Source organism: Paraburkholderia sp. (assembly GCF_035501035.1).
GTDB lineage: Bacteria > Pseudomonadota > Gammaproteobacteria > Burkholderiales > Burkholderiaceae > Paraburkholderia.
Genome location: NZ_DATJWR010000395.1, coordinates 1 through 14308 on the forward strand (window position 1 = coordinate 1; position 14308 = coordinate 14308).

Consider the following 14308-nt stretch of genomic DNA (forward strand, 5'->3'; position numbering starts at 1 on the left):
ACGCAGGATCGGGCGGATTCGGTGCCGGATGCACCGGGCCGGCCGTTCACGATACCGGCAGGTTGCGGCGGTTTCGCTGGACCCGATTTTTAAAGGAAACGTTGATTATACCGTCGAGTGAGCCGCGCTTTCGTGCAGCGCCGGGGCTGCGTGTTCAGGCTTGCTCCGGCTTGTTCCTTGCTGCCGCGAGTGGACGGGTGGGCTGCGCACCGGGCCGGCGCGGTGCTGCTCGTGGGATCGGGCCGGGCGGCCGGCGCGCCAAGCCTGTGCACGCCTCTACCGGCAGCTGCGGGCGAGGCACGCCGGGCCTGTCCGTTCCTGCCGGCGACTGCGCGGCGCGTGCTCAGTGCCCGGCCGCCGGCGGCTCGGTCACGAAACCCAGGCGTGAGAGACCGGCCTGCTGCGCGGCGCCCATCACCTGGGCGATCGCGTCGTAATGGGTTTCGCGCGCGGCGCGCAGTTGCAACTCGGGCTGCTGGGACTCGGGCGCCTTGCCCGCCGCATTGAAGCGCGCACGCAGTTCGTCGAGCGTGATGGGCTGAGCGTTCCAGTAGAGCTTGCCAGCGGCGTCGATGGAGAGCGTGACGGTCTGCGCGGTCTGCTGCGCGGGTTCGGCGGCGACCTTCGGCAAATCGAGCCGGATCGCATGCGTAAAGAGCGGCGCGGTGATGATGAAGAGGACGAGCAGCACCAGCATGACGTCGATGAGCGGCGTCATGTTGATTTCGGACATCGGTGCCGAATCGCGCTTCTTTTCGAGTCCGCCGAATGCCATTCGCGTTGCTCCTTGCGCTCGGGCGCCCTTTGGTTGGCCTATGGTTGGCCTTTAGGTGGCCTTTGGTTGCCTTTTGAGTTGCCCTGGATTTGCCCTTCAGGGCGACTCCGCGCGCATGCCTTCGCGCAGCGCGCCCTGCGAGCCTTCGCGGCGCAGCGGTGCGCCCTCGGGTGCGCAGGCATAAGCGTGCAGATCGTGCGCGAAGCCGTCGAGATCGTCGCAAAGCTGCCGCACGAGGCGGCCGAGGATGTTATAGGCGAGCACCGCAGGAATCGCGACGACGAGGCCGAAGGCCGTCATGATGAGCGCTTCGCCCACCGGCCCGGCCACGTTCTCGATCATGGCCTGCCCGCTCGCGGCGATGCTGCCGAGCGCGTGATAGATGCCCCACACGGTCCCGAGCAGCCCGACAAACGGCGCCGTGCTGCCCACGGAGGCGAGCAGCACCTGCCCGAACTCGAGCCGCCGCTGCGAGGCCTGCAACGCACCGCGCAACGCGCGCAGCACGCGCTCGCCGCGCTCCACGCGCGCGAGCATGAGGCCAGGCGCCTCGAGTTCCTCGGCGGCGAGCGCAGCCTGCGCGAGCGGCAGGAACACGCGCTCGCGATCGACCGCGCGCATGGCGGCGACGCCTTCCGCAAGCGAGCTCGCCTGCCAGAAGCGCGCGACCGCGCGCGGCCCCTGCCGCTTCGCACGCAGCAGAATCCAGCTCTTCACGATGAGAAAGCACCAGCTCGCGATCGACATGGCCAGCAACACCCACGCCACCGTGTGTGTCACCGCATCGCTCGTCTGCAGATAGTGAATGACTCCGGTACCCGCTGCCATCGGACCTCGCTCGCTGTCTGTCCGGCGCCGTGCGTGAACCGCTGCCGGGCCGTGGAAAACGGGAAAAAGCGCTCAGCGCAGGCCGAGCACGTCCTGCATATCGTACAGGCCGTTCGCCTTGTCCTGCAGAAAGCGCGCGGCGCGCACGCTGCCCTGCGCGTATGACAGGCGGCTCGAGGACTTGTGCGTGATCTCGATGCGCTCGCCGATGCCCGCGAACAGCACCGTATGATCGCCCACGATGTCGCCGCCGCGAATCGCCGAAAACCCGATCGTCGACGGATCGCGCTCGCCGGTCACCCCTTCGCGGCCATACACGGCGCACTCATCGAGATTGCGGCCGAGCGCGCGCGCCACGGCCTCGCCCATCGCGAGTGCGGTGCCCGAGGGGGCGTCGACCTTGTGGCGATGGTGCGCCTCGATGATCTCGATGTCGTAGCCCGTCTCGAAAAAGCGCGCCGCGTATTCGAGCAGCTTGAGCGTGACGTTCACGCCCACGCTCATGTTCGCCGCGAACACGATGGCGATCTGCTGCGCGGCTGCGCCGAGCTGCGCCTTTTGCTGTGCGTCGAAGCCGGTCGTGCCGATCACCATCTTCACGCCGTGGCGCTGTGCCGCCTCGAGGTGCGCGAGCGTGCCTTCGGGGCGCGTGAAGTCGATCAGGCAGTCGCTTTGCGCGAAGACCTGCTCGATGTCGTCGGTGATGCGCACGCCGGTTTCCTTGCCGAGGAACGCGCCGGCGTCCTGGCCGATGGCCGACGAGCCTTTGCGCGCAAGCGCGCCCGAGAGCGTGACGCCCGGCGAATTGAGGACGGTTTCGATGAGCATGCGGCCCATGCGGCCCGATGCCCCGGCGATTGCGATTTTCATGAGTGTTCCTGCCAATGTGTCGCTGGCCGGGGCGCCACGCGCCGCCGCCCAAAAAAACGCGGCGGCCCGAAGCCGCCGGCTCGACGCGTGGCGCGCCGCGCGCACCACGCCCCGCTGTACAGCGGCTGCGTGCAGCCGCTCGTGTTCCCCGCTCAGTTACCGGACGCAGCCGCGCCCGAAGCGCCGGACGGCGTTGCGGGCACCGTGGGCGGCGCCGCGAGCGAGCTATCCTGCGCCGGCGGCGGCGGCGCGGCGTTCGTGTCGCCGGTACCCTGTGCGCCGGCGGCCGGGCCGACCGGGTTAGGCTGCGGCGCGCCCTGGATTTGCGGCGGCGGCGGGCGGCGCAGCTGAACCTGCTGCGGCATCGTGCCGACGTTCTGCGGCAGCGCAGACGAAGTGGGGTTGCCCGCGCGCACCGAAGGCGTGAAGGCGGCTGGCGTTTGCACGGCTTCGGTGGCGCGGTTCGCGGCGGCCGCCGCCTGTGCGTTCGCGTCCTGCGGCAGCGCGCTGGTCGCCGCACCGAGATCCGACGACGGCGTGCGCGCCGTGTCGCCGACGCTCGGGCCGGTCGCGCTCGAAGCCTGCGCGGCCGTGGCCGCCGAAGCGCCTGAAGCCGGCGCGGCGGCAACGGCCGTGACCTTCTTGCCACTGCGGTCGCCGTCGATTTCGGCGAGCAGTTCGAGGTTCGACGGCAGATCTTCGCCGCCCGACCAGCTCGCGACACGATCGCCTTCGAACATCACGACGAAATCGCGCTGCTGGACGACCGAAGTCGAGCCGCGCTTGAAGTAGAAGACATAGTCCCAGCGATTCGCGTGGAACATGTCGGTGAGGAGCGGCGTGCCGAGCAGTTGCTTGACTTCGGCGCGCGACATGCCCACGCGCATCTGCGCTGCGGCTTCCGCCGAAACGAAGTTGCCCTGCACGATGGTGATGCGGTAAGGCGTGATGCTCTGGGCGACGCGCTGCGTCAGGCTGTCGTAAGTGGAACAACCGGCGAGAGCCGCGAACGCGGCCGCAGCCAGCAGGGTGCACGCCAGGCGGCCGCCGTGCATGCGCCGGCCGATCGTTGTGAATTCTGGAATCATTTCCCTCACCGTGCGGGCTTTCCGCGAAGCCGCGCGTATTCTGTAGAAGATCGTTCGAAGTTCTGCCGAAAATGCCCGGAACGGCAAAAACGCATTAACATAAGAACCTAGCATTGTACTCCAGGGACTAATCGTCATGACCAATCCAACCGATCTCAAGAACATCGGTCTCAAGGCGACACTACCTCGCCTGAAGATTCTGGAGATTTTTCAGCACAGCGCGGTGCGTCACCTGACTGCCGAAGACGTCTATCGCAACCTGTTGAACGAGGAGCTGGACATCGGCCTCGCCACCGTTTACCGAGTCCTCACGCAGTTCGAGCAGGCGGGGCTGCTCACGCGCAGCAATTTCGAATCGGGCAAGGCAGTCTTCGAACTCAACGAAGGCAGCCACCACGATCACCTCGTGTGCCTCGATTGCGGCAGAGTCGAAGAATTCTTCGACCCTGAAATCGAAAAGCGTCAGCAGATGATCGCCAACGAACGCGGCTTCAAGCTGCAGGAACACGCGCTCGCGCTCTACGGCGCCTGCACGAAGGAAAACTGCCCGCACCGCAAGCATTGACCGGCCGGGTGGCGCGCAACCTGCCACGCACCGCTCGACTCACGCACGAAAACGCCACGGCAAATCTGCCGTGGCGTTTTCGTTTGGGACACAGGTTCGAGAAGGGCGCGCGAAGCCGGCGGCAAAGTGAGCCCGGCCGGCCCTCAAGCGAGCGCGAAGCGCGTGTCGGCGTGGGCGAGCCGCCAGGGTTCATCGAGCGCGATTTCGTCGCAGTTCGGCTGCGAGCCGCCGCGATCGATCACCACGAAGTCGCTCACGCGGCCAAACGCAAGCAGCGGATGGTGCCAGACACCTTTGGCGTAATTGACGCCCTGCCCGCCCTCAGCCCAGAACGCGCGCATCTGCGCCGGATCGAATGCGCCTGCGGGCGCAACCACCACCGCGTAACCGGCCGCATCGAGCGGCACGAACGCCTGGCTGCCGAGCGGATGCCGCTCCATCATCGCGATCTCGACGGGCCACGCGCGTGGTTGCGCGCGAAACACGCTGACGATCGGCCGGCCGCCCGCTTCGCTCACGTCGATGGCGGCGAGATCGTGAAAGCGCTCGGTCGTGCCACCGTTGATCGGGAAGTGACGGGCACCTTCGAGTTCGATGACCTCGCCGAACGGCGCGAACGCCGCGCGCGTCAAGGGTTCCATGCGCAGGATCTGCATCGCGGCTCCTCGCTCAGACGGGCTCGCCCCACAGACGCAAACGCGAAACGCCGCCGTCCGGGAAGATGTTGAAGCGCACGTGCGTAATGGGGCCGAGCGCCGCCACGCCGTGCTCGAACACGTGCTGCCGGTCCATTTCGAGCTTCTGCTCGCCGAGCAATTCCGGCCAGAACATCGCCTGGGTGACGAGCGAATCGTCGGTGCCGCCCGTCACGCTGGCCGCCTGGAGCGAGCAGCGGTCCGGATAGTTGCCCTTGAAGTGCGCCGTGTCGACTTCGATCTTGCGGACGATGCCAGGGCGCGCGAGCGCCACGATCGCCCAGTCGTTGCCGGGCTCGCGGCGGCGGCGCGTCTCCCAGCCGTCGCCCATGTTCACGCCGCGGCCCGGCATGAGCAGCGTCGAGGCGAGTCCGAAATGCTGGTTGTTGGCCGCGACGAGATACGCGCCGTTCTCGATCGCCGCGAGGTCGACGAGGCTGCCGCGCTCCACCGTGCTCCAGTCGCGCCGGGGCTGGCCGTACACGCGAAGCCGCGCGAGGCCGCCGTCCGGATAGAGGTTCACGCGCAGATGCGTGAACGCGCGCGTATCGCTCACTTCGATGTAGTGGTGCTGATTGCCCTGCAACGTCGTCGCCGGGACGATGGTCTGCCAGTCGGCATTGTCGCCGGGCGCTTCGTCGTCGCCCGCCTGCGCGTAGCACGCCTCGATCGAGGCCGCCGGCGGAAAGTTGCCCGTGAAATGGCTCGTGTCGAGATCCACGCCGTGGATCACGCCCGGGCGCGCCAGCCGCACCACGCAGAAGTCGTAGCCCGTCGTGCGCTTGCGGCGTGTTTCCCAGCCGTCCATCCACTTGCCGTGGTCATCGTATTTGCCGGGGATGAAAACCGCCGGCTGCGGGTCGAGCATGCGCTCCTTCGGCGCGAAGAACTCGTCGCTCGCATGGAGTGCGCGTGCGCCCAGGCGCGGATCGGCAAGGTTCATGTAGCGGCGCGTGAAAGCGGGAGCGTTCGGGTCGAGAGTCGGAATGGCCATGATGATGTCGTTCGCTGAAGTTGCCCTGTGGAGTTGATCAGTACATCGAATGAAAGTGGCGCATGGTGCGCCCGGGTTCAGGCATGGGCGGCCTTGCCGCCGAGCGCGCTGTCTTCGCCGTGCGCGTCGCCGGCTTCGCCCGCGCCTGCCGGCACGTAGCGGAAGCCTTCGTCGAGGTTCAGCACGCGCTTCGCGCGGATTTTGTCGATGTCGTGCTCCCACACCGCGACCACGACAGTCGCGACGCAGTTGCCGATCAGGTTCGTGAGCGCACGGGCAATGCCGACGAACCAGTCCACCGGCAGGATCAGCACGAGGCCGAGCACGGGGATCGCGGGAATGGCGGAGAGCGTCGCTGCGAGGATCACGATCGCGGAGCCGGGAATGCCGTGTGCGCCCTTCGAGGTGACGAGCGAAACCAGCACGACCACGATCAGATCGTGCATGGATAGCGGCGTATTGGTGGCCTGCGCGATGAAGATCACGGCGAGCGTGAGGTAGATCGAAAAACCGTCGAGGTTGAACGAATAGCCGGTCGGGATCACGAGGCCCACCGTGGAGTCCTTCACGCCCATCCATTCGAGCTTGCGCATGATCTGCGGCAGCACGGCGTCCGAAGACGCGGTGCCGAGCACGATCGAGAGCTCTTCGCGCAGGTAGCGGATCAGCTTGAACACGTTGAAGCCCGCGAGCCGCATCACGATGCCGAGCACGACCGCGACGAACACGATGCAGCTCGCGTAGAACACGATCACGAGCAGCCCGAGTTGCTTGAGCGATGCGACGCCGTAAGTGCCGGTCGTGAACGCGATCGCGCCGAGCACGCCGAGCGGCGCGAGCTTGATGATGAAGCCCATCACGCGGAAGAACACCTGCGCGAGTTCGTCGATGAGGCTGCTCACGCGCTGCGCCTTCGGGCCGAGCAGCGAGAGCGCGCTGCCGAACAGTACCGAGAACACGAGGATCTGCAGGATGTCGCCCTTCGCGAACGCGTCGAAGGCCGTGTCGGGGATGATCTTGAGCAGGAAGCCGGCGGTGTCCTTCAGGCTTTTGGCGTGCTCGGTGTAAGTCGCGAGCGAAGCGGCGTCGAGCGAACGCAGATCCACGTTCATGCCCGCGCCGGGACGCATGACATACGCGAGCACCGCGCCGATCACGAGCGCGATGGTCGTCATCGCCTCGAAATAGACCACGGACTTCAGGCCGACGCGGCCCACCTTCTTGAGGTCGCCCGCGTGCGCCATGCCGCTCACGACCACGCAGAACACGATCGGCCCGATCACCATCTTGATGAGCTTGAGAAAACCGTCGCCGAGGGGCCGCAGCGACTGCGCGAAATGGGGAAACACCGCGCCGACGACGATGCCCAGCACAAGCGCGATCACCACACGGCCAAACAGCGAATTGAAGAACTTCGTCACGACTTTCTCCTGTGAGCAAGGGGAGCAAGCAACTGTTCCGACTGGTCTGACCAGTAGCGTTATGGTGGATAGTAGGAAGCCGATATACCGGAGTCAAGGTCGCGGAGCGGGGTGTTTACCCTTGTGCGGTCTGACCAGTTCGCGAGCGCCGGCAGGCTGAGGATTTGCGTGAAGGCCGGGCATTGACGCAGTGCACCATGCGGGTGCGCCGGTCAGGACTACAATACCGGTCAGACCACGCGAGCGCCCCGCGCCATTCAATGAAGAACGTTCCGCACACCGTCACTGACGCCGCCGTCGCCACGATCCGCGAACGGATCGAGGGCGGCCTGTATCCGGTCGGCAGCCTGCTGCCCGCGCAGCGGCAGCTCTCCGAGGAACTGGCGATCAGCCGCGCGTCGCTGCGCGAGGCGCTTTCGACGCTCGAAGCGCTCGGCATGCTGTCGATCCGCGCGGGCAAGGGCGTGTATGTGACGAGCGCACAGGCCACAAGCGCGCATCCGTGGCGCTTCGCCGATCAGTCGTCGCTGCCGGACACCTATCAGATGCGCTACGCGCTCGAAGGCTTCGCCGCGCGCATGGCGGCGCTCGCGATCGGCGACGCGGACATCGCGTGGCTCGAAGCGAACACCGAGGCGCTGCACAGCGCCCTCGCCTGCGAGGAGCTCGACGAAGCCGCGCAGCTCGACTTCGAGTTCCACATGCGCATCGTGAATCTCGCGGGCAATGCGGCGATCGAGTCGATCTTGCGCAGCAGCGCCGAGATCATGAAGGAAAGCCAGCGCATGCCGTTCTATCGCCGCGAGCGCGTGCTCTCCACATACCGCGAGCATGCCCTGATCGTCGCCGCACTCAAGGCCCGCGACCCGGCGGCGGCCGGCGCAGCGATCGAGGCGCACATCGCCAATGCGGCGCAGCGCGCGGGCGTGTACTTCCCGACGCCACCCGCGCGCGCAGGCGCCCCGCTCGGCGCGACAGAAAAGTAAGGACGAAAAAAAAACCGCCCGGAAGTTATCCGGGCGGTTTCTTCATGGAGCGCGGCGTGCTTACTTCGCGTTCGCGAATGCCACTGCCGTGTCCAGCATGCGGTTCGAGAAGCCCCACTCGTTGTCGTACCAGCTCGACACCTTCACGAGACGGCCCGAGACCTTCGTGAGCGTGGCATCGAACGTCGACGATGCCGGGTTGTGGTTGAAGTCGACCGAGACCAGCGGTGCGTCGTTGTAGCCGAGGATGCCCTTGAGCGAGCCTTCCGACGCTTCCTTCATGATCGCGTTGACTTCTTCGACCGTCGTGTCGCGCTTGGCGATGAACGACAGGTCGACGATCGACACGTTGATGGTCGGCACGCGAATGGCGTAGCCGTCCAGCTTGCCGTTCAGTTCCGGCAGCACGAGGCCGACGGCCGAAGCCGCGCCCGTCTTCGTCGGGATCTGGCTGTGCGTGGCCGAGCGCGCGCGGCGCAGGTCTTCGTGGTACACGTCGGTCAGGACCTGGTCGTTCGTGTACGCGTGGATCGTGGTCATCAGGCCGGTTTCGAGGCCGATCTTGTCGTTCAGCGGCTTGACGAGCGGCGCGAGGCAGTTCGTCGTGCACGATGCGTTCGAGATGACCGTGTGCTCGGCCTTCAGCACGTTGTGGTTCACGCCGTAGACGATGGTCGCATCGACGTCCTTGCCGCCCGGCGCCGAGATGATGACCTTCTTCGCGCCACCCTTGATGTGCGCGCTCGCCTTTTCCTTGGTCGTGAAGAAGCCCGTGCACTCCATCACGACGTCGACGCCCAGCTCGCCCCACGGCAGCTCGGCCGGATTGCGGTTGGCCAGCACGCGGATCTTGTCGCCGTTCACGACGAGGTAGTCGCCGTCCACCGTCACTTCGCCCGGGAACTTGCCGTGGGCGGTGTCGTACTGCGTCAGATGCGCGTTCGTCTTCGCGTCACCCAGGTCGTTGATCGCGACGATCTGGATGTCGTGCTTCTTGCCGTTCTCGTAGAAAGCACGAAGCGTGTTACGGCCGATGCGGCCGTAGCCGTTGATAGCGACGCGAATGGTCATGGTTTATCTCCTGATGGCTGAAAAATTCCGATACCGGTGCTGCGTTGGGCGCCTTCGCTGGCTGGGGCGGCCTGCGCGAGAGGCTCAAGGCAACGGGCCCGCCGGATCTTGACGATCGAGCGGGCCCGTAATGCATGCTTAGTTGTCGAGCGCGGCCCTGGCCGTCTCCACGACGTGATCGACCGTGAAGCCGAAGTGCTTGAACAGCACGCCGGCCGGGGCCGATTCGCCGAACGTGTCGATCCCGACCACGCCGCCTTCGAGGCCCACGTACTTGCGCCAGAAGTCGGTCACGCCGGCTTCGATCGCCACGCGGCGCACGCCCTTGGGCAGCACGCGCTCCTTGTATTCCGCGTCCTGCCTGTCGAACACGTTGGTCGACGGCATCGACACCACGCGCGCGCCGATGCCCGCGCGCTGCAGCGGCTCGACGGCCTTCATCGCGAGTTCCACTTCCGAACCCGTGGCAATCAGGATGATCTTGCGGCTCGGGATATCGTCGTTCCAGTCCTTGAGCACGTAGCCGCCCTTCGCGATGTTGGCGATCTGCGCGTCGGTGCGCTCGTTGAACGCGAGGTTCTGGCGGCTGAACACGAGGCACGACGGGCCGTGGTGCGCGATCGACTCGGTCCAGGACACTGCGGTTTCCACGGTGTCGGCCGGGCGCCAGAGCGTCATGTTCGGGATCAGGCGCAGGCTGGCGACGTGCTCGATCGACTGGTGCGTCGGACCGTCTTCGCCGAGGCCGATCGAGTCGTGCGTGAACACGAAGATCGACGGGCACTTCATCAGCGCGGCCATGCGCAGCGCGTTGCGGCTGTAGTCGGAGAACGTGAGGAACGTGCCGCCGAACGCCTTGTAGCCGCCGTGCAGCGTGATGCCGTTGAGCGCCGCGCTCATGCCGAATTCTCGCACGCCGTAGTTGACGTGGTTGCCCCACTGGATGCCGCTCTCACCCGGCTTGGCCGCGCGCACGGGCTTCGAGGCCTTCCAGTTGGTGAGGTTCGAACCGGTCAGGTCGGCCGAGCCGCCGAGCAGTTCGGGCAGTGCCGCCGCGAGACCTTCGATGGCCTGCTGCGACGCCTTGCGCGTGGCGACGGTTTCCTTGCGCGAATCCGCGCCGGCGACGATGGCGGCCGCCTTCTGCGCCCAGTCGGCGGGCAGCTTGCTGGCCATGCGGCGCTGGAACTCGGCCGCTTCGGACGGGTACTTCGACTGGTACGCCGCGAACGAATCGTTCCACGCGGCTTCGAGCTTCGCGCCGGCTGCCTTCGCGTCCCAGTCTGCGTAGACTTCCTGCGGCAGCGTGAACGGCTCCCACGTCCAGCCCGCCGCTTCGCGCCAACGCGCGATTTCTTCCGCGCCGAGCGCCGCGCCATGCACGTCGTGGCCGCCCTGCTTCGTGGGCGCGCCCTTGCCGATGATCGTCTTGCAGCAGATCAGCGTGGGCTTGTCCGAGGCCTTCGCCTTCAGGATGGCCGCGTCGACGGCGTCCACATCGTGGCCGTCCACGTGCGGGATCACGTTCCAGCCGTACGCTTCGAAGCGCTTGGGCGTGTCGTCGTGGAACCAGTTGACCACGTCGCCGTCGATCGAGATGCCGTTGTCGTCGTAGAACGCGATCAGCTTGTTGAGCTTGAGCGTGCCGGCGAGCGAGCAGGCTTCGTGCGAGATGCCTTCCATCAGGCAGCCGTCGCCGACGAACACGTAGGTGTGGTGATCGACGATCTTCGCGTCGGCCTTGTTGAACTCGGCCGCGAGCAGCGCTTCAGCGAGCGCCATGCCGACCGCGTTCGCGAGACCCTGGCCGAGCGGGCCCGTGGTCGTCTCGACACCCGGCGTGATGCCATATTCGGGGTGGCCCGCCGTCTTCGAGTGCAGCTGACGGAAGTTCTTCAGCTCGGCCATCGGCAGATCGTAGCCGGTCAGGTGCAGCAGCGAGTACTGCAGCATCGAGCCGTGGCCGTTCGACAGCACGAAGCGGTCGCGGTCGCTCCAGTGCGGGTTCGTCGGGTTATGGCGCAGATGGCGCGACCACAGCGCGACGGCGATCTCGGCCATGCCCATCGGCATGCCGGGGTGACCGGAGTTCGCTTGCTGGACGGCGTCCATGGACAGCGCGCGGATCGCGTTGGCCATCAGCTTGGTGGTAGCGGGGGAGGCGGAGGACGAGGTCGTCATGTCGAGTCCGGAAGTGTGCAAAAAGCGGCGTGGGCGCCGCACGTCGAAACGTAAAAGCGGGCGGGCGCGCACAGCAGCGCGGAGGTCCGGAAGCTCGGCAATCGCCCGCTCGGGCGCACATGCGGCGCCAGGAGACGCGAAACGGCCGGAGCAAACGGAGGAGGCTGCAAAGCGGAATATTCTAGCAGATCGCGGTGACGCCCCCCGGCTGTAAGGCCCAGGATGACAGCCCGCGCAAGCGTGTTGGCCGCCCCGGCGGAATCGAACCTGCGGCCCCTATAATGCGGCTGTCGACCCCATTTTTCGCGCACTTTGGCATGCTTTGACGCGCTCGCCGCGCCCAGGACTTCCGTGACTGCCCCCCTCCTCTTTCACCCCGCGGCCGACGCGCTCTACGGCTTCGCCGGCGCGCGGCGCCTCGCGTGCGCCGATACGCCATGGCAGCGCATCGAAGTCTGGGACACGCCGCAGCTCGGCTGCCTCTTCACGCTCGACGGGCGCCCGATGACCTCCGCCGGCGATGAATTCATCTACCACGAGTGCATGACGCACCCGGCCGCGCTCACCCACCCGGCGCCGCGCGCCGCGCTGGTGCTGGGCGGCGGCGACGGCGGCGCCGCGCGCCAGTTGCTGCGCCACCCGGGCATCGGGCGCATCGTCGTGGCCGAACTGGATCCCGACGTCGTGCGGCTCACGGGCGACTACCTGCCGCAAGTGCGCGGCGACGCCTTCGAGGATCCGCGCGTGGAGCTCGTCATCGGCGACGCAGCGGCGTTCGTCGCCTCGACGCAGGAACGCTTCGACCTCGTCGTGCTCGACCTGACGCCGCCGGATTCGCCGGCCGCCGGGCTCTACACGCGCGAGTTCTATGCCGCGCTCAAACGCGTCATGACCGCCGACGCGCTCGTCTCCCTGCATCTCGGCTCCCCGTTCCACCACACCGAGCGTGTGGGGCGGTTGCTCGACACGCTGCACCAGGCCTTCGCCGTGGTGCGGCCGCTTGCGGCCTATGTGCCGCTCTACGGCTCGCTCTGGTTCATGGCCATCGCGAGCGACTCGCTCGACCCCGCTTGTGCCGATCTGGCCACGCTGCAAGCGCGTATGGCCGAGCGCCAACTCGAAGGATTGCGCTACTACGACGCGCAATTGCACGCTACGCTGCTGAAAACGCCGCTCACTGCCCGCGATAAACTACCCGGACATCTGAAGCTTTAGCGGGCCTGTGCGTGGACAATGGCAGGCCCCATGTGCTTTCTTCGTGCGCGCCCACGCTCAAAGCGGCGGTCCGCGCCTCATCCGAACTGCGAATCTGGAGAGTCCCGATGACCCCACCCCGCCCCGCCGGCGTGCCGTGGCTGACACCGTATCTGACGGTGCGCGATGCGCGCGCCTCGGTGGCCTTCTACGAGGCGGCCTTCGGCTTCGCCGTTCGCGATAGCGTTGAGGACGACGGCGCGCTCATGCACGTGGAAATGACGTACCACGATCAGCTGATCGTGATGTTTGCGCCGGAGGGCGCATTCGGATCGACGGCGCGCACGCCCAAGAGCGCGCAAGCCATCGCGTCGCAGTCCTTTTATCTGTATGTCGACAATGTCGATGCGGTTCACGCGCGGGCGCTCGAAGCCGGCGCCAGATCGCTGAGCGAGCCGCAGGATCAATTCTGGGGAGACCGTTTCGCGCAAGTCGAAGACCTCGACGGTTATCGCTGGGCGCTTGCTCGCCACCTGTCCTGAATCAATGAGAAATAGCCTTATGCCACGCTTTTTCGTCGGCAGTTCCCTGCAATCCGACGACGTCTTCACCCTTCCCGACGAGGTTACGCGTCACGTTCAGGTGCTGCGCCTGCATCCCGGCGACACCATCGTGCTGTTCAACGGCCAGGGCGGCGAATACAGCGCCGAGATTGTCGAAATGGAACGCCGTGAGACGCGTGTGCGCGTCGGCCCGCACCAGGATATCGAAGCCGAACCGCCTTATCGGCTCACGCTCGCACAGGGCATTGCCGGCAGCGACAAGATGGACTGGCTAATCGAAAAGTCCGTCGAACTGGGCGCGACGCGCTTCGTGCCCCTCACCACGACGCGCAGCGTCGTGCGGCTCTCGGGCGAACGCGCCGTGCGCCGCCTGGCGCACTGGCAGCGCATCGTGCAGTCCTCGTGCGAACAGTGCGGGCGCAACCGCATGCCCGAGGTCGCCCCCGCGAGCGAAATCGCCGCCTGGCTCGGCTCCATGCCCAAGCGCCCGGGCGAGGGCGAGTTGCGCGTGCTGCTCTCGCCGCGCGCGGACGTATCGTTTGCGGCCTTGCCAGTCGAGCCGCCTTCGGGCGAGGTGACGGTGCTGATCGGGCCGGAAGGCGGGTTGTCTCCCGAGGAAGAAGCCGCGGCGCTCGACCAGGGCTTCATCGCCGTGGGGCTCGGGCCACGCGTGCTGCGCACCGAAACGGCAGGCATCGCCGTGCTCGCGGCGCTCGCCGCGCGCTGGGGTGGCTGGTAAAAATGACAAAGCCCGCCGGAGGGCGGGCTTGCGGCTTTCTGTCGCGTGAATGCGACGGAATGCGTGGTGCGATTGCCGGTGGACTGCCTGGCATCGAAGCCAGACCGGCGTCAGGCGAACGAATAGAAAACCCGGAACGGCACCTTGCGCTCGGCCCAGTATTCCGAGGCTTCGCGGAAGACGTCGAGCAGCGTTTCGCGCCCGTCCTTGTCGAACTTCTGGGCGATCGGCAGCCCTTCGAGCACGATCACGAAGCCCGGCTGCTCGCCGGCCTTTTGCACGAGATCGGTCAGGCAGTCGTACAAACCATCGTAGTTCTTGCCGAAATGCTTCGGAAA

15 protein-coding genes are annotated in these 14308 nt (G+C 66.6%); 5 read left to right on the plus strand and 10 right to left on the minus strand.

Features of this window, described 5'->3' with window-relative positions; genetic code table 11:
• Nucleotides 1-343: 343 nt before the first annotated feature.
• The 4 genes from VMJ11_RS28755 to bamE form a co-directional block, all read right to left on the minus strand.
• The gene (locus VMJ11_RS28755; protein WP_325624102.1) at nt 344-775 is read right to left on the minus strand and encodes a biopolymer transporter ExbD; all 432 of its coding nucleotides are present in this window, start codon (nt 773-775) and stop codon (nt 344-346) included.
• Between the two features lie 96 nt (nt 776-871).
• The gene (locus VMJ11_RS28760; RefSeq protein ID WP_325624104.1) at nt 872-1603 is read right to left on the minus strand and encodes a MotA/TolQ/ExbB proton channel family protein; all 732 of its coding nucleotides are present in this window, start codon (nt 1601-1603) and stop codon (nt 872-874) included.
• A 72-nt stretch (nt 1604-1675) separates the two neighbouring features.
• Nucleotides 1676-2473: a 4-hydroxy-tetrahydrodipicolinate reductase gene (gene dapB / locus VMJ11_RS28765; RefSeq protein WP_325624106.1), complete on the minus strand. Its 798-nt coding sequence runs from the start codon at nt 2471-2473 to the stop codon at nt 1676-1678.
• A gap of 152 nt (nt 2474-2625) precedes the next feature.
• The gene (bamE, locus tag VMJ11_RS28770; protein WP_325624107.1) at nt 2626-3561 is read right to left on the minus strand and encodes an outer membrane protein assembly factor BamE; all 936 of its coding nucleotides are present in this window, start codon (nt 3559-3561) and stop codon (nt 2626-2628) included.
• A gap of 136 nt (nt 3562-3697) precedes the next feature.
• Here bamE and fur point away from each other — a divergent pair, with 136 nt between their 5' ends.
• The gene (gene fur, locus VMJ11_RS28775; protein WP_325624108.1) at nt 3698-4126 is read left to right on the plus strand and encodes a ferric iron uptake transcriptional regulator; all 429 of its coding nucleotides are present in this window, start codon (nt 3698-3700) and stop codon (nt 4124-4126) included.
• Between the two features lie 143 nt (nt 4127-4269).
• On the opposite strand, the gene VMJ11_RS28780 is transcribed toward fur, so the two are convergent.
• The 3 genes from VMJ11_RS28780 to VMJ11_RS28790 form a co-directional block, all read right to left on the minus strand.
• A complete protein-coding gene (locus VMJ11_RS28780; RefSeq protein ID WP_325624109.1) occupies nt 4270-4782 on the minus strand; it encodes an ureidoglycolate lyase in 513 nt (170 codons plus the stop codon).
• Between the two features lie 13 nt (nt 4783-4795).
• The gene (alc, locus tag VMJ11_RS28785; RefSeq protein WP_325624110.1) at nt 4796-5815 is read right to left on the minus strand and encodes an allantoicase; all 1020 of its coding nucleotides are present in this window, start codon (nt 5813-5815) and stop codon (nt 4796-4798) included.
• Between the two features lie 77 nt (nt 5816-5892).
• Nucleotides 5893-7236 (minus strand): C4-dicarboxylate transporter DctA, encoded by a 1344-nt coding sequence (locus VMJ11_RS28790; RefSeq protein WP_325624112.1) that lies wholly within the window; start codon nt 7234-7236, stop codon nt 5893-5895.
• 260 nt (nt 7237-7496) lie between these two features.
• Between VMJ11_RS28790 and VMJ11_RS28795 the strand changes: the two genes are divergently transcribed.
• Entirely contained in the window at nt 7497-8222 is a 726-nt protein-coding gene (locus VMJ11_RS28795; protein WP_325624113.1) for a FadR/GntR family transcriptional regulator, read from the plus strand.
• A 60-nt stretch (nt 8223-8282) separates the two neighbouring features.
• Here the strand turns inward: VMJ11_RS28795 and gap are convergent, their stop codons facing one another.
• Nucleotides 8283-9293 (minus strand): type I glyceraldehyde-3-phosphate dehydrogenase, encoded by a 1011-nt coding sequence (gap, locus tag VMJ11_RS28800; RefSeq protein ID WP_325624114.1) that lies wholly within the window; start codon nt 9291-9293, stop codon nt 8283-8285.
• 138 nt (nt 9294-9431) lie between these two features.
• Nucleotides 9432-11474, minus strand: a complete 2043-nt coding sequence (tkt, locus tag VMJ11_RS28805) for a transketolase (protein ID WP_325624116.1) — start codon at nt 11472-11474, stop codon at nt 9432-9434.
• Nucleotides 11475-11825: 351 nt separating this feature from the next.
• Here tkt and speE point away from each other — a divergent pair, with 351 nt between their 5' ends.
• From speE to VMJ11_RS28820, 3 genes are all read left to right on the plus strand, one after another.
• Nucleotides 11826-12689 (plus strand): polyamine aminopropyltransferase, encoded by an 864-nt coding sequence (gene speE, locus VMJ11_RS28810; protein WP_325624117.1) that lies wholly within the window; start codon nt 11826-11828, stop codon nt 12687-12689.
• Between the two features lie 107 nt (nt 12690-12796).
• On the plus strand, nt 12797-13210 hold the full coding sequence (locus VMJ11_RS28815; protein ID WP_325624118.1) for a VOC family protein: 414 nt from the start codon (nt 12797-12799) through the stop codon (nt 13208-13210).
• A gap of 19 nt (nt 13211-13229) precedes the next feature.
• Nucleotides 13230-13970, plus strand: a complete 741-nt coding sequence (locus VMJ11_RS28820; RefSeq protein ID WP_325624120.1) for a 16S rRNA (uracil(1498)-N(3))-methyltransferase — start codon at nt 13230-13232, stop codon at nt 13968-13970.
• 110 nt (nt 13971-14080) lie between these two features.
• Here VMJ11_RS28820 and VMJ11_RS28825 read toward each other — a convergent pair.
• The coding region (locus VMJ11_RS28825) for a barstar family protein (RefSeq protein WP_325624121.1) at nt 14081-14308 on the minus strand (228 nt) is incomplete at its 5' end.

What these genes read in the sequence shown, in the direction of transcription:
- VMJ11_RS28795 (WP_325624113.1), top strand. Translation starts at nt 7,497, where the DNA reads ATGAAGAACGTTCCGCACACCGTCACTGACGCCGCCGTCGCCACGATC.
- VMJ11_RS28815 (WP_325624118.1), top strand. Translation starts at nt 12,797, where the DNA reads ATGACCCCACCCCGCCCCGCCGGCGTGCCGTGGCTGACACCGTATCTG.
- gap (WP_325624114.1), bottom strand. Translation starts at nt 9,293, where the DNA reads ATGACCATTCGCGTCGCTATCAACGGCTACGGCCGCATCGGCCGTAAC.
- VMJ11_RS28755 (WP_325624102.1), bottom strand. Translation starts at nt 775, where the DNA reads ATGGCATTCGGCGGACTCGAAAAGAAGCGCGATTCGGCACCGATGTCC.
- VMJ11_RS28760 (WP_325624104.1), bottom strand. Translation starts at nt 1,603, where the DNA reads ATGGCAGCGGGTACCGGAGTCATTCACTATCTGCAGACGAGCGATGCG.
- tkt (WP_325624116.1), bottom strand. Translation starts at nt 11,474, where the DNA reads ATGACGACCTCGTCCTCCGCCTCCCCCGCTACCACCAAGCTGATGGCC.
- VMJ11_RS28780 (WP_325624109.1), bottom strand. Translation starts at nt 4,782, where the DNA reads ATGCAGATCCTGCGCATGGAACCCTTGACGCGCGCGGCGTTCGCGCCG.
- alc (WP_325624110.1), bottom strand. Translation starts at nt 5,815, where the DNA reads ATGGCCATTCCGACTCTCGACCCGAACGCTCCCGCTTTCACGCGCCGC.
- fur (WP_325624108.1), top strand. Translation starts at nt 3,698, where the DNA reads ATGACCAATCCAACCGATCTCAAGAACATCGGTCTCAAGGCGACACTA.
- VMJ11_RS28820 (WP_325624120.1), top strand. Translation starts at nt 13,230, where the DNA reads ATGCCACGCTTTTTCGTCGGCAGTTCCCTGCAATCCGACGACGTCTTC.
- bamE (WP_325624107.1), bottom strand. Translation starts at nt 3,561, where the DNA reads ATGATTCCAGAATTCACAACGATCGGCCGGCGCATGCACGGCGGCCGC.
- dapB (WP_325624106.1), bottom strand. Translation starts at nt 2,473, where the DNA reads ATGAAAATCGCAATCGCCGGGGCATCGGGCCGCATGGGCCGCATGCTC.